This window comes from Serratia sp. JKS000199, assembly GCF_900215455.1.
Lineage (GTDB): Bacteria > Pseudomonadota > Gammaproteobacteria > Enterobacterales > Enterobacteriaceae > Serratia > Serratia ureilytica.
In genome coordinates this window covers 472,660-491,564 of sequence record NZ_LT907843.1, presented here as the reverse complement: position 1 = coordinate 491,564, position 18,905 = coordinate 472,660, and the positions used below count along the sequence as shown (strand labels likewise).

Here is an 18,905-nt window from a genome sequence, read left to right as displayed (position 1 = left end):
ATGTCTGAAGCCATTGATTATTACGCCTTGCCCGAACAGCCGGCACGCAACCTCACCCCGGTGCCGGCGCGCGGCCTGATCGAAATCAGCAACGTCAGCAAATTCTTCGGCAAACACAAGGCGTTGGACGACGTCAGCCTGACGCTGCAGCCGGGCACCGTGACCGTGATCCTCGGGCCTTCCGGCTCCGGAAAATCGACGCTGCTGCGGGCGATCAACCATCTGGAGCGCGTCGACGAGGGCTTTATCCGCATTGACGGCGACTACGTCGGCTATCGCCGCAAGGGCAACCGGCTGTACGAGCTGAAGGAAAAGGCCATCCTCCGGCAGCGCATCAACGTCGGCTACGTGTTCCAAAACTTCAACCTGTTCCCGCATCTGACGGTGCTGGAAAACATCATCGAAGCGCCGGTGGTGCACAAGATCCACTCCCGCGAACGGGCGAAAGCGGTGGCCTATGAGCTGCTGGATACGGTCGGGCTGCGCCACAAGGCGGACGCCTACCCGCGCCACCTCTCCGGCGGCCAACAGCAGCGCATCGCCATCGCGCGCGCGCTGGCTCTGAACCCGAAGGTGATCCTGTTCGATGAGCCGACCTCCGCGCTCGATCCCGAGCTGGTCGGCGAAGTGCTGGACGTGATTAAAGGGTTGGCGGATCTGGGCGTCACGCTGGTGGTGGTGACGCATGAAATCGGCTTTGCGCGCGAAGCGGCGGATCGGGTGGTGTTTATGGTCGACGGGCAGATCGTCGAGCAGGGCGATGCCAGACAGGTGCTGGCTCAGCCGCAGCACCCGCGCACCGTCAACTTCCTCAACAAAGTACTGTGAGCGTCGGGGCGCCGATGCGCCCCGCGCAGGAGCAGGTTAGAGGCCGGCGAAACGCCGCTTCTCGGCGGCGAAATCCAACGGGCGGATCCCCTGCTGGTTTTTGTCCTCTTCGGTCAGCAACGCCGGGGGAATAAACCAGGTCACCTCGAACAGCAGCCCGTCCGGATCGTGACCATAAATGCTTTTGTGCACGCCGTGATCCTCTTCCAACCCGAGAATGCCGCGTTCGACCAGCTGATGGCGAATGCGCTCCAGCTCTTCCAGGCTGTCCACTTCCCAGGCCAGATGGTACAGCCCGGCCGGCGGCTCATGCTCCGCCGGCGGCTCGCCGTTGGCGCGAAACACCCCGGCGCGCTGCTGGCCCAGGTTCTTGCTGAACAACGCCAAATCGTGATCGTTGTCCGAGTCGGCGGCCTGGGTAAATACCGCCCGATCGGGGCTGTCGGACGGCTTCAGCTTGAAGCCCAATACCTGATGATAAAAGTCGGCGCTCTGCCGCACGTCGCTGACGTACAGCACGGCGTGATTGAGACGTTTGATGCCCATCGCTATTCCTTTTTGCGCATTGAATAAAGTCAGCATGAACATAGCATGTCGCCGGGAAGCCGCTAAATGCCGTTATCGCATGACTAAATGCCGCCCGCGCAATCTGTCGCTGCAAGGCATTCCGCGCTATCATAAGCGCTATATTGAACCTTTTTGTGAGAATAGCGATGAACGGCAAGATAACGACTTTTTTTGAAGACAAAGGCTTCGGCTTTATTACCGACGAGAACGGAGAAAATCGTTATTTTCACGTGATTAAAGTGCAAAACCCGGAGCTGATTAAGAAAAACGCGGCGGTGACCTTCGAACCGACCAACAACACCAAAGGCCCGTCGGCTTATGCGGTCAAAGTGTTGGCGCCCAGCAAATACATCATCATCGCCAATGAAAGAATCAAGATCACCAGCATCAAGTCTTTCAATACCTTCACCAAGGAAGTGCCGGTCAAAGCCGACGTGGATAAAGAGAACACCGTGCTGTCGGTCGGCCTGCTGATGAACCGCATTCGCCCGCAGTCTGAAGACCAGGCGCAGGCCATGCAAACGCTGCGCATGCTGACCATCACCACCTTCCAGAACACCACCCATACCTTCTCCGAGCACGAGATCGACATGGATGAGACCATCAAGGCGCTGAAAAGCCTGTAAGCCTCTGCGTACAGAAAATAACCAACGAAATTTGTCGTCGCCTGTGTTAGCGTGAGTTTTCACCTGACACAGGCTATTGATATGTCCGATTCCAGCAGCGTCAAAGGTTTTATCAACCGCTCCACCCAAATCGTCTGCCCTAAATGCGGCTATGTTACCCGGCAAAAATGCGCGGCAATGCTGCAAGACGTGATATTGATTTGCCCTAATTGCGAAACCCGTTTCGAGCCCAGGCAAGGCTGAAAACGGTTAGCGGAACAGGATATGCTCGACGCTGTTGCCGTTCACCACGTTGAACGATTCCACCCGATTACGCCCCTGCGATTTGGCGCGATACAGCGCGATATCCGCCATGTTCATCAACTGCTCCAGCGATTTCACCTCGTTCATCGCCAAACTGGCGACGCCGACGCTGATGGTGATTTTCAACGTCTGCTTGCCTTCCGCCTGCAGCTCCGTCTGCTCCACCAGCCGGCGCAGATGCTCCCCCAGCGCCACGCCCTGCGCCGCCAACGCGCGCGGCAGCATGATGGCGAACTCTTCCCCGCCCAAGCGGCCGAATAGCTGATCGTGCCGCAGCTCGCGCCGCACGATGTGCGCGAACGACGCCAGCACCTGATCGCCGGCGCTGTGGCCGTGCGTATCGTTGATCTGCTTGAAATGATCGATATCGATCAGCAGTAACGACACCGCTTCTTTGGAACGGTGCTTGTGCTCCAACAGCTCGCCCGCTTTGCGCGTCATCGCGCTGCGCGCCAGCACGCCGGTCAGGAAATCGTGGTTGGCGCTGTGCTCCAGACGCCGCATAAGCTTACGGTTGGCCGCGATGGAACTGGCGAGGATCAGCGGCCCCATCACCAGCATGGCGATACCCAATCGGGCGGACATCAGCGTGTCGAGGAAGGCATTATGGTTGTTCGGCGTTTCATACAGCACCAGGTTGGCGGAGATGCTGCTGATCTCGGACATACCGGTCAACAACGTCAGCAACGTCACGGGGAACAGCTGGTAGCGCACCGCGCACCACAGCAGCGCCGGGATCGGGAAGGCGATCGCGCCCGGCCCGCCGATATAGACGCTGAACGCCAGCGACAGCAGCAGCGCCAGCAGCGGCAGGCAGCCTTTCAAGCGCCAACGCACCTGCATGCGCAACAGCTGTTTCAACCGCGGCGCCGCCATCAGCACCGGCAGCAGCAGCAGGGTCGTCGAAAACTGTTCGCTGAACCAGGCCAGCCAGGCGACCACCACCGTGTTGTTGTACAGGCTATCGTTGCGCAGCACGGACAGCGTCGACGCCACCGCCGCACCGGCCAGGCTGGCGCTGAACATATAGAGTATCGCCTGGGGTTTACCCATGCGCCGTTGAGATTGCGGCAGCATCAGCATGATGCCGTAACCGACGACGATCAGCGACATGTTGCAGGCGTTCAGCCACAGCGCCAAAGACCAGCCCTCGCCGGTGCTGAGATCGGCGGCAACCATGCCCAGGTAGGTCGTGAGCCAGCCGAGCGGCGTGGCGTAAGCGGGTTTGCGCAGCAGCAGGCCGAGCAGAATCGCATTCACCGGCCAAAATAAAGAAAGCGAGCCAATCGGCCGGCTAAGAATGCCCACCAGGGAAAGTAAAAAGGCCAGCATGAAAAGATTGATAAGCTGAACCGTAAGCGGCAGGCCATGCCTGGCGTTTATTCTGGCGTTCATCGCCTCGCCCATATTTTGCTAATAACCAGAATAATAATGTGCATACTCTCTCGCCCGGCCAGTGAGGGATAATCAACCCGGATTTCAACCAAAAAAGCCAGACAAATCAATAATAAAAAACATTAACAATTAATTAACAGAATTTTCTTAACCTAATGTGGCGGCGGCGGACTCCCCCGCATACCGTCGGAAAATAATGCTCAGCTCTGCTGACAGCATAGCGCAAAGCGTAATAGGCCGCCGCCGACGCTAATTACATTAATAAGATTGTGGTTATTGCTCATTGAATGATATTTGAATAACTACGCGATTATTTTCCTGCAACTGGGCCGCCCGTGCAATAACAACCCAAAAAAAGCCCGCCTAAAGCGGGCTTGCTTGAACAACAGCAAATCGACAGTTACGACACAGCCATTCATTGCATGCCTGTGCTGCCATGCAGTGTAGCGGCGAAAGCTTAAGCAGACCTTAGCAACAAAAAACCCGGCCTAGGAACCGGGAATATTTGTACGAAATGCAGCGTTAGCCCAAGCAGGCTAATAACATTTCGCAGCTTACACGCCAAATGTGCAGAGAAAATGAACGCTGCACGCGGCAAGGCCTTACGCCAGTTTGGCGGCAAAGCCCGCCACGCGCTGGCCATAGAGCTTGGCGGTCGCCAGATCGCCCGACAGCATCTCGTCCACGCCGGCATCCGACGGCGTCTGTACCAACAGCCCCACCGAACCGCCCAGGTTGTTGACATCGGTACGCTGCGCCGATTTGGTGTTGGCCGGCAGCAGCCCCAGGCTGACCCACAGGCCGCCATGTTGCGAAGCCAGCGTTTGCAGCGCAATCAGCGTGACCTGTTTGTCGCCGTTCAGGCTGGCGCTGTTGGTAAAGCCGCCGAACACTTTGTCTTGCCACTTGCGGCCGAACCAGGCTTTGGAACTGGCGTCGGCGAATTTCTTGAACTGCCAGGACGGGCCGCCCATATAGGTCGGTGAGCCAAAGATGATGGCGTCCGCCTCATCCAGCTTCTGCCACGCTTCATCGCTGATATCGCCTTCCTGATCGATGGCGATCAGTTCGGCCCCTGCGCCTTCCGCCACCACTTTCGCCAAACGCTCGGTATGGCCGTAGCCGGAATGAAACACCACTACTGTCTTCGCCATAGAAATTCTCCACTCATTGCACAGAGGCGCCGACGACGCCCATCTCGCGTTCAATCTAATCAAGTGCGCAACGGCTGAATACTGAATAAAACTGACGGTGTCATTCAAAAAAATCGCGCTACACGCCGCCGGGTATGCGCAGATAAAAAAAATCCCGCACAAGGCGGGATAAACTTAACAGGGATGGGGTAATACACTACAGGGAATGGATAACACACAACATCATCGGGTAGAGCTACAGTACCAATCCCAATGTATAGAACTGTCATCCCCGCGTAAGTTTGCTCGGCCAGATGTAACGCCGAATGGGAAATATGACATTCCGCTCAAGGCACCACGAACAGCCTCGACTCGAAACCGCCGCTTTTGAAGGTGCCGGTATTGACCCACCCCGGCGGCGAACGGCCGAAGTCCTGATTGAAATCCCCGCCGCTGACCAGCCAGACCCGGCGATGGCCTTTCGCTAACGCGCTGAGGTTATCGACGTAGGTCTGCGCCGCCCGATCGTGGAAAAAGGTGCCGAAACCATAGGCATTGGGCTTGCCCGAAATGCCGTTGGGCCTGGCGGGGGTATACAGCAAGGCGCGATAGCCCTTCTTGTTGTAATACACATAGCTCAGGTAGTTGAACATGTTGCTGACCACCACCGCATCGTTGGGCTGATAGTTACTGTTGATGTAGTGCACCATCACCTTGAATTCATCTTTCTCGACCGGATAGTCGTTGCGCACGCCGCAGCCGAACAGCAGGCTGAAGAACAGCAGCAAAGAGATCCCGCGCACCCGGCTTTTCGTACCGGCGATCAGCACGCCCAATACCAGTGGAATGCCGAGCGCGGCGGAATAAAGGTAGCGATCGACAAACAGCGGCGAACGCCAGGAAATGGCGAATACCAACGTCACCGGGATCAGCATGCCGCCGAGCAGCAGCAGAGCATATTTTCTCGGCATCTGGCGCCGCCACAGCAGCAGTGAACATAAGGCGACAAACATCGCCGGCAGCAGCCAGAGAATGATCGTGGGATAGTTGCTGCCATCATGCCCGGTGAGAAAACGCCAATACATCGCCGGCAGATCGCCCCAGGCAACCTGAGGGATCCAACCGACGTCGCCGCCGACCCGCAGTTCGGCGATATGCGCCAGCAGATTGAGCAGCACCAGCAGCCAGGGAATATAGGCCACTCCAATCGCCGCATTGGCCACCCACCACGCCGGCTGCCTGATGTAACACTCGCCTTCGCGGCGGCACGACAGTGCCAACACCACCAGCCAGTGCGCGATCAGCGTGAAAATCGTGAAGTAGTGAGTATAAAAGCTCAGCGTCATCAACAGCGCATACAGCGCCAGATAGCGGCGGTTATCCGGCGTTTTCAGCCACTTCGCCAGCGCCATGGCGGCGGCGATCGCCAACAGCCCCATCAGCGCATACATGCGCGCCTCCTGGCTGTAACGCACCGCCATCGGCATGATCGCCATCAGCCATCCCGCGGTCAGCGCCGCCCGCTCGTTGGCCAACCAACGGGTAAAACGCATCGCCAGCGCCACCGTCATCACGCCGAACACCAGGCTCAGCGCGCGGGCCGCCATAATGCCGTCGCCAAACAGCACCATCCAGCCATGCAGCAGCAGGTAATAAAGCGGCGGGTGAACATCGAAGGAAGCATGGTACAGCAAAGCGCCCACATCATAGCGGCTGGTCAGCACGCTGGAGGCCTCGTCGCACCAAAAATACCGATCCGTTAAGGAAATACACCGCACGATCGCCGAAAACGCCACGATCGCCAACGCGTAATGTTTGTAACCGATGCCTTTTAAGCCGTTATTGCTCAAAGAAACATTCGATACCTGTTGCAGTGACATAACCGCATTCCGCCCAAGAGAACCACACAGTGTGGAGACGCAGCGTCATCATTGCCGACGGCGGGTAAATGGCGGGTAAATCAGTGCGAAAAAATCGGCGCAATCACCGCGGCGGCGCACGGCCCTCAGCGGATTTCAACGGTGATGTCCGGGTAGGCCTTCTCCCCGTCGCTGAGGTAATGCCCCAACGCCCGGTAAGCCATGACGTACAGCACGGCGGCGCCGCACAGGCACAGCAAGGTCACGAGAAAGAATCTGGATTTGCGCACGATAGGCTCCATGGGGAAATTTTCACCTATTGTAACGCGGCAAAATAAACGAAGGTTCAATTGGCGGCGGGTCGTTTGCCCTACGGCCGCTCTGTCGATCCATCAAAGCACTGGAACGAGCTGAGTGGCAGCGTTATTGGCCATATGAAAACACGCTGCGCAGTGGAACCGACACAGCGCAGCCTGGCATGCGTCATGTTCCCGGGTACGGATGGGTCTCGCGCCAATGGTCCGCTATCTGCTGCCGCGTACAGACCCACACCCGTTCGTGTTGCTGGATATAGTCGAGAAAACGCTGCAGCGCGCGAAAACGCCCCGGCCTGCCCAGCAGACGACAGTGCATCCCCACCGACATCATCTTCGGCGCCTCCTCACCCTCAGCGTACAGCACGTCGAAGCTGTCTTTCAGATAGGTGTAAAATTGCTCGGCGGTATTAAACCCCTGAGCGGTGGCGAAACGCATGTCGTTGGCGTCCAGCGTGTAAGGAACGATCAGGTGCGGCCGACGGCCGCCGTCGCCGCACGCCACTTCGCTCCAGAACGGCAAATCATCGCCGTAATAATCGCTGTCATAATCAAAACAGCCCTGCTCCACGACCAGTTGCCGAGTATTGGGGCTGTCGCGCCCGGTATACCAGCCGGTAGGCGCTTTGCCGAACAGGTCAGCCAGCACTTGCACCGCTTTTTGCATATGCTCGCGCTCCTCAGCGATATCCATATGTTGATAATGGATCCAGCGCCAACCATGGCTGACCACATCGTATTTCGCCGCTTTGATCGCCGCGACAATCTCCGGCTGGCGCGCCAGCGCCATCGCCACGCCGAAGACCGTCAACGGCAGGCCACGCCGGCTGAACTCGCGGTGGATCCGCCAAAAGCCCGCCCGGCTGCCGTATTCGTACAGCGAATCCATCGACATATGACGCGCCGGATAGCTGGCGGCGCCGATAATATCGGAGAGAAACTGTTCCGATCCCGCATCGCCATGCAGCACATGATTCTCCGCGCCCTCCTCGTAATTGAGCACAAACTGCACGGCAATCCGCGCGTTGCCCGGCCAGCGCGCGTGCGGCGGATCTCCGGCGTAGCCTCGCAGGTCACGGGGGTAATTCTCATCGACAATGACCATTCTTCATCCCTTTAAAATAGATTTAACGACTGAAATTGACCGCTTAACGCTTTGGTTTCGGGATAGGCTAAGTCCCCTTGTTTGCTGGTCGATAACCCCAACGCCACCAGCGACTCCACCATTTTTACCGCCGCGCTGACGCCATCAATCACCGGCGCCCGCAGCTCGCGAGTCAGTTCCTGCGCCAGCGTCGCCATTCCGCCGCAGCCGAGCACAATTGCCCCGCAGCCATCCTCTTTCAGAGCGCGGATGCAGCGCTCGCGCACTTTCTCCTGCGCCAGCCCGCTGCCGTCCTCCAGCGCCAGCACCGGCAAGTCAATGGCGTGCAGCGCCGCGCAATGCTGATGAAAACCGTACTGATGCAGCAGGTGGCGGGCGATAATCAGCGTGCGCGGTAACGTGGTGACGATCGAAAAACGGGTCGCCACCATCGACGCCATATGCATCGCCGCTTCCGCAATGCCGATCACCGGCCCCTGCGCCAGCTCGCGCGCGGCCAGCAATCCCGGATCGCCGAAACAGGCGATCACATGACCGTCAACGCCCTGCCGTCGCCCCGCCCTCACCTGTTCCAGCACGCCGATCGCCGCGATGGCTTCGTCAAAGTGCCCTTCAATGGACGGCACTCCGTCGCGCGGGCACACCGCCAGGATCTCGGTGCCTGGCGCGGCGGCGGTGCGCGCGGCGGCGGCGATGCTGTCGGTCATCGCCTGACTGGTGTTGGGGTTGATAACCTGTATGCAAACAGAAGACATCACGGCTCCTTGTAACCGGCGAACAGCCGGGAAAAATCGGGCGGGCTGACGCCATCGCGCTCAAAGCGCAGGCTGGCGACAATATGATCAAAATGGCGCATCAGGGCGTCGCTCAGAGGCTGCAGCGCTTTATCCCGCAACAAACCGACCAACTGCTGATGATCGTCGCAACGGCACCCCTGCCGCCACGGCGCGCCCCAGGTGGCGATGACCAGGGAAGATCGCTGGCAAAGACGCGTCACCATGTCGGTGATAACCGAATTGCCCGAGATCGCCTGCAGCTGAATATGAAAATCGGCGGAATAGCGAATCGCCGCCGGGCCGTCGTAAGCCTCATGCACCTGCTGTTCCAGCTGAATAATGCGCTCCAGTGCCGCCAGATGGGGCGCCCGACAGCGGGCGATAATATCGGGAAGGTTGGCGACCTCCAGCAGCGCGCGCGTGCGGAAGATAGCCTGCGCCTCTTCCACCGTCGGGCTGGCGACATATGCACCACGTTTGGGCTTCAGGCTAACCATTTGCACAGCGGCGAGTCGTTGCAGCACCTTACGGATGCCGGTGCGGCTCACGGCAAACACGTCGGACAACGCCTCCTCCGGCAATTTGCTGCCCGGCGGCAGCTGATGCTCGACAATCGCCGTCATCAACGCCTGATAAATGGTTTCATCTTTGTCCTGCAGCGCTGGCGCGGCCTGGAGACAATGTTCAGTATTCATTCACCCACTCCGGTTTCACCTATCGATAGCAAAATCGTATACATAACGCTCGGTTTCTGTATGCAAAATCAGCCATTGTGGCCTGGATCCTGCAATAGCCTCAGCAATCCACATAACAAGAGGAGCAGGTTTCATGCCACATTCAACACACATGCATCAGGTTTCGGCCAAAGACGCGACCGCCGGCTACAGCCCGCGACTGTGTAATGAAGATCTCGCGCCGACGCGCGACCAAAACTGGAGCTGGTACAACATTTTTTCATTCTGGATGTCGGACGTGCACAGCATGGGGGGCTATGTGGTCGCGGCGAGCTTCTTCACGCTTGGGTTGGCCAGTTGGCAGGTGCTGCTCTGCCTGCTGATCGGCATTTGCATCGTACAGCTGTGCGCCAACCTGGTGGCGAAGCCAAGCCAAATGGCCGGCGTGCCCTATGCGGTCATCTGCCGCCAGGCGTTTGGCGTCTTTGGCGCCAATATCCCGGCGGTGATCCGCGGGCTTATCGCTTTCGCCTGGTATGGGATCCAGACCTACCTTGCGGCCAACGCCCTGATGCTGGTGCTGCTCAAGTTCTGGCCGTCGCTGTCCACGCTCACCGGAACCGGCTTCCTCGGCCTGTCGCTCCTGGGCTGGCTATGCTTCGCCACCATGTGGCTGCTGCAGGCGATGGTCTTTTGGCACGGCATGAACGCCATTAAGCGCTTCATCGATATCGCCGGGCCGGCAGTCTATGTGGTGATGCTGGCGCTGGCGGGCTGGATTGTATACAAGACCGGTTTTGACGGGATTTCCTTTACCCTGGCCAGCAAATCGCTGACCGCCGGGGAGCAGACCTGGCAAATGATCACCGCCACCGCGCTGGTGGTCTCCTACTTCTCCGGGCCGCTGCTCAACTTCGGCGATTTCTCCCGCTACGGCAAAAACATGGGCGAGATCCGCCGCGGCAACCGCTGGGGCCTGCCGTTCAACTTCCTGCTGTTCTCCATCGTCACCGTAGTGATTGTTTCCGGCACACAATCGCTGTTTGGCCACATGATCACCGACCCGATTGAAACCGTCAGCCGCATTGGAAACGATCTGGCGGTCGCCATTGGCCTGCTGACGATGATCACCGCCACCATTGGCATCAATATCGTGGCCAACTTCGTCTCGCCGGCCTTTGACTTTTCGAACTGTTCGCCGCAGAAAATCAGCTTCCGCACCGGCGGGATGATTGCCGCCGTTGGGTCGATTCTGCTGACGCCGTGGAATTTGTTTAATTCGCCGGAGCTTATCCACTACACCCTCGACGTGCTGGGCGCCTTTATTGGCCCGTTGTTCGGCATCCTGATCGCCGATTTTTATCTGATCAAACGCGGCCAGGTATCCGTGGACGATCTGTTTGATGACACCCCGAAAGGCAAATACTGGTACCGCAACGGTTTTAACCCGAAAGCCATTGCCGCGCTGCTGCCGTCGGTGGCCATTGGCCTGATCATCAGCTTTATTCCGGCTCTGCACCAAGTGGCCAACTTCAGCTGGTTTATCGGCGTCTTCCTCGGCGCGACCGCCTACCGCTGGCTGGCCCGCGATGAGCGCGCCGCCGTGGCCGGTCCGGCGTTCCGGGCGAAGGTGATGGCGCAAAAAGAGTAATTCCGCCCACAGCAAACTGCGTCGGAAGGGAAAAAAGCCATCCGCAACCGTGCCGCCCCGGCGTTAACGCCGGGGCGGCCGTTGTGAGCGAACCAGGCGGCCGCTGGCTTTTCACCGATGCGCGGAGGAGCGCTGAGCGCCGCGATCAAGCGCGTATTTTCGAAGCACTTCAACCCCCTATCGCATCTGGGGTTGAGGCAAGTCTGCATGAAGAGACGGCGGAGTGTTGAGGGAAAGCCCGGCCAGCAAGGCGGCGATAATGACAAACAGGTGCCCTTCGGACGAGTCCAGCAGGAATGAATTGAACAGATGGCAGGCCATGTAGCTGCTGAGCACCGCAACGAACAGATTTCGGCGCGCCGGTGGCAAGCGCCAGGCTGCACGGTAGCAACTCCACATCCAGGTGAGGAATACCATCAATCCCAGCAAACCGCTCTGCACCGTTTCCAACAGGTATTCATTGTGCGGATTATGCACGCCATAGCCGGTGGATGGATTGCCGTACCAAAAGCTGCCGGCGCCGTTGCCCAGCAGCGGGGATTGCTTTATCAGTCGCAGGGCTTCGCGGGCGAAGGCGGTGCGTTGCCCCATGGAGTTGTCGCAGGCCGCATAAGCCGTTTGGGCCGGGGCGAAAACGCACCCCTGAATTTGCTGGACGCCCAGCGTCAGGCGCTCCATGGCGCGATTGGGGATCATGACCAGCATCACGACAGCCAGTATGCCGCAGGCGAGCACGGCCACTTGCTGCTTGCGCCGGAGGGTAAGCAATAACCAGATACCCATGCCAACGGCCAATGCCACATACCCGGTACGCCCCTGCACCATCAGCAGAACATTAACCGTCGCCAACAACACCAGTCCCGCATACCCCCAGCGCCGTTTTCCGCTACAGGCAAAAGCACGCGACAACCAGACCAGCGCCGCCAGCGCCATAAACACGTTTTGGGTGATTTGCAGCTTAAACACCGTAGGATTGTCGGGGTTCAGCCCGCCCAATGTGACATGGCCAAGCCCGCTCATGAAGCTGATGGCCAATATCGCGGCATTGGCCCACAAAAAGCCGCGGACAAATTGCGTCATCAGCCGCGAGTCGGCCAGAAAGAACAGCGCCAGCGGCAGGACATACAGCAATTTTTGGTATTTGCCGACCATTTTGGGGCCGTAGGCGTGAGCATGCGTCAGCAATGACAACGCCAGCAGCGCAAACATCAGCGCTGGCAACCAGACCAGGGGATGACAAGCCAGTGCAGCCCACTGCCGGATATCGCGCAGCCAGAGCAGACAGACGACAACCAGCCCCAGTGAGATATTCATCAGGGGATTGGAGGTCGGGAGGGAGGCTCCCAGCAAAAAGGCGGTAAACGCAAACAACCGTTGCTGAAGGGGCGTCTGTATCGACGAGGAAACTGCTGAGTTGAATAGCATCGTGGCGTACTCATTGATAAGAGAAAAAACACGGTGGAAGGCCGCGCAGGGTTAACGCTGCGCAGACCCGACGAGGGATGCCAGTTGCCTGTTAACCGCCTGTATCACATTGCCGGCCGGGATGGCCGCGAGGTAACGCTCGCGGGTATTGGTGTCAACGGCGTCCGGGGCGGGCAGCGGACGATAGTCTCCGGCCCACAGCAACGTGTGGGGCGCCTGCCACGGGGACCATCGCGCGAGGTCGCTGGGCCCGAACAGCACCACCGAGGGCGTATTCAGCGCGGCGGCCATGTGCATCGGCACCGAATCGACCCCGATAAACAGCCGCGCCCGGTCAATCAACACCGCGAGCTCCGGCAGCTCCAGACGCCCGGCCAGATTAATCACCCGCCGCGGTAACAGGCAGCGGGCCATAATGGCGCTTATCATGGCGGCTTCATCTTGCGTGCGTCCGCCGGTGAGCACCACCGTTCTGCCCTGGGCGGTCAGGTGGTTAATCACGGCGCTGAATCCGTCCACCGTCCAGGTCTTGAAAGCCCAGCGTGCGGTCGGCTGTATCAGCACAAAATCGGTCAGGTGATGGCGTCGACTGAGCCGGTCAACGTCATCCACATCAGATTGCCGCCAGGCTTGCGTCACCTGCGTGATTGTCGTGGGCAAGGCCAGTGGCGCCAGAATGCTGAGATTATTCAGCACGGTGTGCTGCGCCGGGCCGGCAACGTCGACCAGTAGCGAATGGCAGGCCCGCCAGAGTCGATTGTCGCGTTTGGGGTAGCGAAACCCCAGACTGAAGGTCGGTTTGAGAAAACGGCAGTACAACGCTGCCCGCCACTGATCGGAGAGGTTGATCACCAGATCGTAATGGCCGGTCCGCAGGCTGTTCCATAACGCATATTCGCCGCGGTATTGCGCTTTCAGCCCTTGGCGCTTGAGCTCTCGATCCACGGTAAAGGCCAGATAAACATCCTGATTGCCGGCCAGCATCGCCTCGGTGCCGTCATAGACCAGCACATCGATCAGCGCATTGGGGTAGTTGACGCGCAATGTGCTGAGCACCGGCGTCATCAGCAGGACGTCGCCAAAGTGGCGCAGCTTGATGACGAGAATGCGTTGCACGCTATCCCGGTGCAAAAGCGCATTGGGCACCCGGCGATCGGGGAGTATGGCCAGCGGGGATACGGGGCGTTTGCCGGTGGTGCGATGGGCATTCATGGTTCGTCGCCTCAGAAAAATACAAAAGGCCGCTGCAGGGCCGAAAGAGTCCGTGAGGATAAAAATAGCGCTGCGCCACGGTTCGATAACCCGAGAAGGCTGCAGGGAGAAAACGCCGTTCTCTCTGCCGTGCTCCCTGAACCGTCAATCTCGTTATCGCGGGAAAGCGGGCAATTAGCAGACGTTCTCGTCATGGCTGAGTACGGGGGTTTTATCCTGATAAATTGTCGAGCGCTACGTGGTATTCACCGGATGAATAAAGAGTTACCGCCGAATAATATCCTGCCCGATCTTAACGGCGACCGTGCAGCAAAGATAATTGGTTGTGCAGATCAATAAGATCTTACCGATCGTTGAAAACGATCAATCCTTTACAAATTGCAGGGTTACCGAGAAAATTCCTAACCTATTGAGGTTATTAATGTCTTTTATTGCTGCACCGTGCGGCGCGTGCTGAACTCACTCCCCGACCGGAGAGCCCGGTGCGGGAAGTGAACCATCGTTAGCGAATAAACGTGGGGGGGGGGAGAAATAGGAGTTTTCACCGGTGGAACAGCGGCGCCGCGGCCGGATACCTAATCACTCGCCAAGCGCAGAAATTGCACGACCGTCGAAAAGCTGAGCTTTGGAGAATAGACCGGCTGGGTGAGCATAGAAATGGTACAGCGATACGCTCACCTTACACCGAACCATCTCACTGAGCATGCGAGGCAAATTGATGCGATTTTCGGAGGTTTAGTCCCAAATCTGTCCCATGATGAAATCGGAAAGACGGGATGAAAGGCGTAACTCATTGATACTTAATGGCACGCCCTATAGGATTCGAACCTATGACCTACGGCTTAGAAGGCCGTTGCTCTATCCAACTGAGCTAAGGGCGCATTGAGATGCGGCAACCTGTGGTTGCGGGTTGCGATTATACGGTCAGAGGTTAGCGAGTCAATGCCTTTTCATGACGTTACGGCGGCGACGGTGCTTTATGGCGTTTTTTCCGCCAGCGCCCGTGCGGCGGCCCGCGCTATGCTGCGTTGCGCCAGGCCGACAGCGGTATCGCCTGGCGTGCGTTCGGCCCCTTGCCGCCCATCACCCCGCCGCAGGCAAAGGCGCACGGACTGAACGACCGCCGTAATGTCGCCCCAATCGGCATGCTCAACCACCTGCATGTTGCAGGTCGCCTCCCCTCTTTTCCCCGGAGCGGAGTCAGGGCGTGCGCTGTTTAAAGAAGCCTGGCTCCACGGCGCCCAAGCCAGCAATAGCGCGCACCCTACCCATGCGCTGCCGTTCATGCGCGCAGCTTCCGCCACAGGGCGCTCAGGCGCGCCCGCCACGACGGCGTCGCCTGGTGCTGACAAAGCTGATGCAGCGCGGTGAGTTGCTCACTGTCCGCCGGATGCAGCGAAGAATCGAACACCGTCTCACCAACGTGCTTAGGCTGCGCCGGTTGCTGATCAGGCTGATGATGCAACGGATAAAGCCGGGTTATCGCTCTCATGATCCTGCCCTCTTTCGCCCCGTGTATGGCCCCAGCGTATGCAAATGCCGGTAAAAATGGCGTAGAGGTTCCTGAAGCCGGCATAAAAAAAGCGTAAATCGGCCTCGCCGACGGCGGCGAGGGTGATTCTGCGCCTGACAGCGCGCTCAGCTTCTGACAGAATAGCGGCATCCCCGCTTTTCTTAATTGATGGATTTCCACACTGATGTCAGCAAAGATTATTGATGGTAAAACGATTGCGCAGCAGGTTAGAAACGAAGTGGCTGAGCAAGTGAAACAACGTCTGGCGGCCGGTAAGCGCGCGCCAGGGCTGGCGGTTGTGCTGGTCGGCGAGAATCCGGCTTCGCAAATTTACGTCGCCAGCAAGCGCCGCGCCTGCGATGAAGTCGGCTTCCTCTCCCGCTCCTACGACCTGCCCGCTGCCACCAGTGAAGCCGAGCTGCTGGCGTTGATCGACCAGCTGAACGCCGATGAGGAAATCGACGGCATTCTGGTGCAGCTGCCGTTGCCGGCCGGCATCGATAACGTCAAAGTGCTGGAACGCATCCATCCGGACAAAGACGTCGACGGCTTCCACCCGTACAACGTCGGCCGCCTGTGCCAGCGCGCGCCCAAGCTGCGCCCATGCACGCCGCGCGGCATCGTCACCCTGCTGGAGCGTTATAACATCGATACCTACGGCCTGAACGCCGTGGTGGTCGGCGCGTCCAACATCGTCGGCCGCCCGATGAGCATGGAGCTGCTGCTGGCCGGCTGCACCACCACCGTCACCCACCGCTTCACCAAGAATCTGCGTCATCACGTCGAGAACGCCGATCTGCTGGTGGTGGCGGTCGGCAAACCGGGCTTCATTCCGGGCGACTGGATCAAACCGGGCGCCATCGTAGTGGACGTCGGCATCAACCGCCTGGAAAGCGGTAAAGTGGTGGGCGATGTCGATTTCGACGCCGCCAGCGAGCGCGCCGCTTACATCACCCCGGTGCCGGGTGGCGTTGGCCCGATGACCGTGGCTACACTGATCCAAAATACCTTGCAGGCCTGCGAGGAATATCACGACGTTCAACCTAAATAAGTAAGGCAGTATGGAAATTTTCAATCTGGACAATCATCCCCATGTCGAACTGTGCGATCTGCTGAAGTTCCAGGGCTGGTGTGAAAGCGGCGGCGCCGCCAAAGAAGTCATCGCCGAAGGGCAGGTGAAAGTCGACGGTAAGGTCGAAACCCGCAAGCGCTGCAAGATCGTCGCCGATCAGGTGGTGGAGTTCGGCGGCGGCAAGGTCATGGTTAAACCCTAACCCGCAGCCATAGAAAAAGGCGCTGAATTCAGCGCCTTTTTTGTTTCCTTCTGCCGGATTACTTACGGCGCCAGGTGGTGCCCTGCGGGCCGTCTTCCAGCACGATGTTCATCTCGTTCAAGCGATCACGCGCGGCATCCGCCAGCGCCCAGTCCTTGGCGGCGCGCGCTTCGTTACGCTGTTTGATCAGCGCTTCGATCTCCGCCACTTCACCGTCGTCAACCTGTGCGCCCCCTTGCAGGAACTGCTCCGGCTCCTGCTGCAGCAGGCCAAGCACGTTCGCCAGCTTGCGCAGTTCCGCCGCCATGCCGTTGGCCGCCGCCATGTCTTCACCCTTGAGGCGGTTAACCTCGCGCGCCAGATCGAACAGCGCCGAGTAGGCTTCCGGGGTGTTGAAGTCGTCGTCCATCGCTTCGCGGAAGCGGGCTTCGAACGCTTCGCCGCCGGCCGGTGCAGCGTCGGCATCGGTGCCGCGCAGCGCGGTATAGAGGCGCTCCAGCGCGGTGCGCGCCTGCTTGAGGTTCTCTTCGCTGTAGTTAAGCTGGCTGCGATAATGGCCGGACATCAGGAAGTAACGCACCGTCTCCGCATCGTAATGGCCGAGCACGTCGCGAATGGTAAAGAAGTTATCCAGCGATTTGGACATCTTCTCTTTGTCGATCATCACCATGCCGGAGTGCATCCAGTAATTGACGTACGGGCCGTCGTGGGCGCAGCTCGACTGCGCGATCTCGTTCTCGTGGTGCGGGAACATCAGATCGGAACCGCCGCCGTGGATGTCGAAGTGGGTGCCCAGCTGTTTGCAGTTCATGGCGGAGCATTCGATGTGCCAGCCCGGACGGCCCGGCCCCCACGGCGACTGCCAGCTCGGCTCGCCCGGCTTGGACATTTTCCACAGCACGAAGTCCATCGGGTTGCGCTTAACGTCGTCGATCTCTACGCGCGCGCCGGCCTGCAGCTGCTCCAGATCCTGGCGCGACAGCAGCCCGTACTGCGGATCGCTGTCGATGGAGAACATCACGTCGCCGTTGCTGGCCACATAGGCGTGATCGCGATCGATCAGGCGCTGGGTGATCTCGATGATCTCGGCGATGTGTTGGGTCGCGCGCGGTTCGCTGTCCGGGCGATCGATCAGCAACGCGTCGAAGTCGGCATGCATTTCCGCCAGCATGCGTTCGGTCAGCTGGTCGCAGGTCTCATGATTTTCCGCCGCGCGGCGGATGATTTTGTCGTCCACGTCGGTGACGTTGCGCACGTAGTTCAGCGAATAGCCGAGATAGCGCAGGTAACGCGCCACCACGTCGAAAGCGACAAAGGTACGACCGTGGCCGATGTGACACAGGTCATAGATGGTTACCCCGCACACGTACATGCCCACTTTCCCGGCATGAATGGGTTTGAATTCCTCTTTTTGACGACTCAGGGTATTAAAAATCTTTAGCATCGGGAGATTCCGTGGTGTGCGTGATAACAAAAAAGATAACCGGGCTTCAGGTTTAACGCCCGGTAGCGTATTGAAACCTGAAGCCTGATCTATTGCAAGGTTAAGGCCATGCTTTGCTGACTTCACGCGAAGAAAAAGCGCAAAATTCGCCGGCCGACGCAATTGTTATAATATAACATAAATGCAATTACCACAGACAGTCCGCGGTTGACCCGCTGCTGACTCGCTGGGGCGGATATGTTATAAGGGCGGTCTGAATGTTCACTCGCTTTACGTGACGTCTCACTTCACCTTGTTAGGATTAAAACTATGGTTACTTTCCACACCAATCACGGCGATATCGTTATCAAGACCTTTGCTGACAAAGCGCCGGTTACCGTTGAAAACTTCCTGAACTACTGCCGCGCCGGTTTCTACGACAACACCATCTTCCACCGTGTGATCAACGGCTTCATGATCCAGGGCGGCGGTTTCGAGCCGGGCATGAACCAGAAAGCGACCAACGCGGCCATCAAGAACGAAGCCAACAACGGTTTGAAAAACACCATCGGCACCCTGGCAATGGCGCGCACCAACGATCCGCACTCCGCCACCGCACAGTTCTTCATCAACGTGGCTGACAACGACTTCCTGAACTTCCGCGGCGAAAACGTGCAGGGCTGGGGCTACTGCGTGTTTGCTGAAGTGGTTGAAGGCATGGACGTGGTCAACAAGATCAAAGGCGTGAAAACCGGCCGCAGCGGCATGCACCAGGACGTACCGGTAGAAGACGTGGTGATCAACAGCGTGACCGTCAGCGAGTAATC

The 18,905-nt window shown here is 58.6% G+C and carries 18 protein-coding genes, 1 tRNA gene and 3 pseudogenes; 8 read left to right on the top strand and 14 right to left on the bottom strand.

Going from position 1 to position 18,905, the window contains the following annotated elements:
- The gene (locus tag CPH57_RS02380; protein ID WP_015376924.1) at nucleotides 1-828 is read left to right on the top strand and encodes an amino acid ABC transporter ATP-binding protein; all 828 of its coding nucleotides are present in this window, start codon (nucleotides 1-3) and stop codon (nucleotides 826-828) included.
- A gap of 36 nt (nucleotides 829-864) precedes the next feature.
- Here CPH57_RS02380 and CPH57_RS02375 read toward each other — a convergent pair whose 3' ends face one another.
- Nucleotides 865-1,374: a VOC family protein gene (locus CPH57_RS02375; RefSeq protein ID WP_096241997.1), complete on the bottom strand. Its 510-nt coding sequence runs from the start codon at nucleotides 1,372-1,374 to the stop codon at nucleotides 865-867.
- Nucleotides 1,375-1,541: 167 nt separating this feature from the next.
- On the opposite strand from CPH57_RS02375, the gene CPH57_RS02370 reads away from it, so the two are divergent.
- Both CPH57_RS02370 and CPH57_RS24645 read left to right on the top strand, forming a co-directional pair.
- Nucleotides 1,542-2,021 carry a cold-shock protein gene (locus tag CPH57_RS02370; protein ID WP_004940042.1) on the top strand — a complete coding sequence of 160 codons (480 nt, stop codon included), beginning with the start codon at nucleotides 1,542-1,544 and terminating at the stop codon, nucleotides 2,019-2,021.
- Between the two features lie 81 nt (nucleotides 2,022-2,102).
- On the top strand, nucleotides 2,103-2,264 hold the full coding sequence (locus CPH57_RS24645) for a YnfU family zinc-binding protein (protein WP_015376921.1): 162 nt from the start codon (nucleotides 2,103-2,105) through the stop codon (nucleotides 2,262-2,264).
- A 6-nt stretch (nucleotides 2,265-2,270) separates the two neighbouring features.
- On the opposite strand, the gene CPH57_RS02365 is transcribed toward CPH57_RS24645, so the two are convergent.
- The 7 genes and pseudogenes from CPH57_RS02365 to CPH57_RS02340 all read right to left on the bottom strand — a co-directional run bounded on the left by CPH57_RS02365 (nucleotide 2,271) and on the right by CPH57_RS02340 (nucleotide 9,601).
- Nucleotides 2,271-3,719, bottom strand: coding sequence for a GGDEF domain-containing protein (locus tag CPH57_RS02365; protein WP_033644213.1), 1,449 nt, complete (start codon nucleotides 3,717-3,719; stop codon nucleotides 2,271-2,273).
- 602 nt (nucleotides 3,720-4,321) lie between these two features.
- Nucleotides 4,322-4,873 carry a flavodoxin family protein gene (locus CPH57_RS02360; protein WP_033642149.1) on the bottom strand — a complete coding sequence of 184 codons (552 nt, stop codon included), beginning with the start codon at nucleotides 4,871-4,873 and terminating at the stop codon, nucleotides 4,322-4,324.
- Between the two features lie 326 nt (nucleotides 4,874-5,199).
- Nucleotides 5,200-6,732: a glycosyltransferase family 39 protein gene (locus CPH57_RS02355; protein WP_047025717.1), complete on the bottom strand. Its 1,533-nt coding sequence runs from the start codon at nucleotides 6,730-6,732 to the stop codon at nucleotides 5,200-5,202.
- Between the two features lie 125 nt (nucleotides 6,733-6,857).
- Nucleotides 6,858-7,001, bottom strand: coding sequence for a hypothetical protein (locus tag CPH57_RS24520; protein ID WP_162837200.1), 144 nt, complete (start codon nucleotides 6,999-7,001; stop codon nucleotides 6,858-6,860).
- A gap of 193 nt (nucleotides 7,002-7,194) precedes the next feature.
- Nucleotides 7,195-8,049, bottom strand: a pseudogene (gene puuE / locus CPH57_RS02350) (allantoinase PuuE); the annotation flags it as partial.
- Nucleotides 8,018-8,885 (bottom strand): annotated as a pseudogene (locus CPH57_RS02345) (aspartate/glutamate racemase family protein); the annotation flags it as partial. The pseudogenes puuE and CPH57_RS02345, both read right to left, overlap by 32 nt.
- Nucleotides 8,885-9,601 carry a GntR family transcriptional regulator gene (locus tag CPH57_RS02340; RefSeq protein WP_096241995.1) on the bottom strand — a complete coding sequence of 239 codons (717 nt, stop codon included), beginning with the start codon at nucleotides 9,599-9,601 and terminating at the stop codon, nucleotides 8,885-8,887. The pseudogene CPH57_RS02345 and the gene CPH57_RS02340, both read right to left, overlap by 1 nt.
- A gap of 133 nt (nucleotides 9,602-9,734) precedes the next feature.
- On the opposite strand from CPH57_RS02340, the gene CPH57_RS02335 reads away from it, so the two are divergent.
- Nucleotides 9,735-11,231: an NCS1 family nucleobase:cation symporter-1 gene (locus tag CPH57_RS02335; protein WP_042783826.1), complete on the top strand. Its 1,497-nt coding sequence runs from the start codon at nucleotides 9,735-9,737 to the stop codon at nucleotides 11,229-11,231.
- Nucleotides 11,232-11,408: 177 nt separating this feature from the next.
- On the opposite strand, the gene CPH57_RS02330 is transcribed toward CPH57_RS02335, so the two are convergent.
- Entirely contained in the window at nucleotides 11,409-12,656 is a 1,248-nt protein-coding gene (locus CPH57_RS02330; RefSeq protein WP_096241994.1) for an O-antigen ligase, read from the bottom strand.
- Nucleotides 12,657-12,707: 51 nt separating this feature from the next.
- On the bottom strand, nucleotides 12,708-13,868 hold the full coding sequence (rfaQ, locus tag CPH57_RS02325) for a putative lipopolysaccharide heptosyltransferase III (protein WP_096241993.1): 1,161 nt from the start codon (nucleotides 13,866-13,868) through the stop codon (nucleotides 12,708-12,710).
- A gap of 639 nt (nucleotides 13,869-14,507) precedes the next feature.
- Here rfaQ and CPH57_RS02320 point away from each other — a divergent pair.
- A pseudogene (locus CPH57_RS02320) lies at nucleotides 14,508-14,648 on the top strand (integrase); the annotation flags it as partial.
- Nucleotides 14,649-14,672: 24 nt separating this feature from the next.
- On the opposite strand, the gene CPH57_RS02315 reads toward CPH57_RS02320, so the two are convergent.
- The 3 genes from CPH57_RS02315 to CPH57_RS02305 all read right to left on the bottom strand — a co-directional run bounded on the left by CPH57_RS02315 (nucleotide 14,673) and on the right by CPH57_RS02305 (nucleotide 15,360).
- Nucleotides 14,673-14,749: transfer RNA gene (locus CPH57_RS02315), tRNA-Arg, on the bottom strand.
- A gap of 96 nt (nucleotides 14,750-14,845) precedes the next feature.
- Nucleotides 14,846-15,154: a hypothetical protein gene (locus tag CPH57_RS02310; RefSeq protein WP_096241992.1), complete on the bottom strand. Its 309-nt coding sequence runs from the start codon at nucleotides 15,152-15,154 to the stop codon at nucleotides 14,846-14,848.
- Nucleotides 15,151-15,360, bottom strand: coding sequence for a hypothetical protein (locus tag CPH57_RS02305; protein ID WP_172427998.1), 210 nt, complete (start codon nucleotides 15,358-15,360; stop codon nucleotides 15,151-15,153). The genes CPH57_RS02310 and CPH57_RS02305 overlap by 4 nt, the downstream gene beginning before the upstream one ends.
- Before the next feature lie 205 nt (nucleotides 15,361-15,565).
- Between CPH57_RS02305 and folD the strand changes: the two genes are divergently transcribed.
- Nucleotides 15,566-16,432, top strand: coding sequence for a bifunctional methylenetetrahydrofolate dehydrogenase/methenyltetrahydrofolate cyclohydrolase FolD (gene folD / locus CPH57_RS02300; protein ID WP_004940177.1), 867 nt, complete (start codon nucleotides 15,566-15,568; stop codon nucleotides 16,430-16,432).
- 10 nt (nucleotides 16,433-16,442) lie between these two features.
- Nucleotides 16,443-16,655 carry a ribosome-associated protein YbcJ gene (gene ybcJ, locus CPH57_RS02295; protein ID WP_033642141.1) on the top strand — a complete coding sequence of 71 codons (213 nt, stop codon included), beginning with the start codon at nucleotides 16,443-16,445 and terminating at the stop codon, nucleotides 16,653-16,655.
- A 58-nt stretch (nucleotides 16,656-16,713) separates the two neighbouring features.
- Here ybcJ and cysS read toward each other — a convergent pair whose 3' ends face one another.
- Nucleotides 16,714-18,099 carry a cysteine--tRNA ligase gene (gene cysS / locus CPH57_RS02290; protein WP_072628243.1) on the bottom strand — a complete coding sequence of 462 codons (1,386 nt, stop codon included), beginning with the start codon at nucleotides 18,097-18,099 and terminating at the stop codon, nucleotides 16,714-16,716.
- Nucleotides 18,100-18,408: 309 nt separating this feature from the next.
- Between cysS and ppiB the strand changes: the two genes are divergently transcribed.
- Complete coding sequence (gene ppiB, locus CPH57_RS02285; RefSeq protein ID WP_016928800.1) at nucleotides 18,409-18,903, top strand: peptidylprolyl isomerase B; 495 nt, start codon at nucleotides 18,409-18,411, stop codon at nucleotides 18,901-18,903.
- Nucleotides 18,904-18,905 lie beyond the last annotated feature (2 nt).

Coding starts and splice junctions, on each gene's coding strand:
- cysS (WP_072628243.1), bottom strand. CDS start 18,099: ATGCTAAAGATTTTTAATACCCTGAGTCGTCAAAAAGAGGAATTCAAA.
- CPH57_RS02310 (WP_096241992.1), bottom strand. CDS start 15,154: ATGAACGGCAGCGCATGGGTAGGGTGCGCGCTATTGCTGGCTTGGGCG.
- CPH57_RS02335 (WP_042783826.1), top strand. CDS start 9,735: ATGCCACATTCAACACACATGCATCAGGTTTCGGCCAAAGACGCGACC.
- CPH57_RS02330 (WP_096241994.1), bottom strand. CDS start 12,656: ATGCTATTCAACTCAGCAGTTTCCTCGTCGATACAGACGCCCCTTCAG.
- CPH57_RS02305 (WP_172427998.1), bottom strand. CDS start 15,360: ATGAGAGCGATAACCCGGCTTTATCCGTTGCATCATCAGCCTGATCAG.
- CPH57_RS02375 (WP_096241997.1), bottom strand. CDS start 1,374: ATGGGCATCAAACGTCTCAATCACGCCGTGCTGTACGTCAGCGACGTG.
- ppiB (WP_016928800.1), top strand. CDS start 18,409: ATGGTTACTTTCCACACCAATCACGGCGATATCGTTATCAAGACCTTT.
- CPH57_RS02365 (WP_033644213.1), bottom strand. CDS start 3,719: ATGAACGCCAGAATAAACGCCAGGCATGGCCTGCCGCTTACGGTTCAG.
- rfaQ (WP_096241993.1), bottom strand. CDS start 13,868: ATGAATGCCCATCGCACCACCGGCAAACGCCCCGTATCCCCGCTGGCC.
- CPH57_RS02370 (WP_004940042.1), top strand. CDS start 1,542: ATGAACGGCAAGATAACGACTTTTTTTGAAGACAAAGGCTTCGGCTTT.
- ybcJ (WP_033642141.1), top strand. CDS start 16,443: ATGGAAATTTTCAATCTGGACAATCATCCCCATGTCGAACTGTGCGAT.
- CPH57_RS02380 (WP_015376924.1), top strand. CDS start 1: ATGTCTGAAGCCATTGATTATTACGCCTTGCCCGAACAGCCGGCACGC.
- CPH57_RS02355 (WP_047025717.1), bottom strand. CDS start 6,732: ATGTCACTGCAACAGGTATCGAATGTTTCTTTGAGCAATAACGGCTTA.
- folD (WP_004940177.1), top strand. CDS start 15,566: ATGTCAGCAAAGATTATTGATGGTAAAACGATTGCGCAGCAGGTTAGA.
- CPH57_RS02340 (WP_096241995.1), bottom strand. CDS start 9,601: ATGAATACTGAACATTGTCTCCAGGCCGCGCCAGCGCTGCAGGACAAA.
- CPH57_RS02360 (WP_033642149.1), bottom strand. CDS start 4,873: ATGGCGAAGACAGTAGTGGTGTTTCATTCCGGCTACGGCCATACCGAG.
- CPH57_RS24645 (WP_015376921.1), top strand. CDS start 2,103: ATGTCCGATTCCAGCAGCGTCAAAGGTTTTATCAACCGCTCCACCCAA.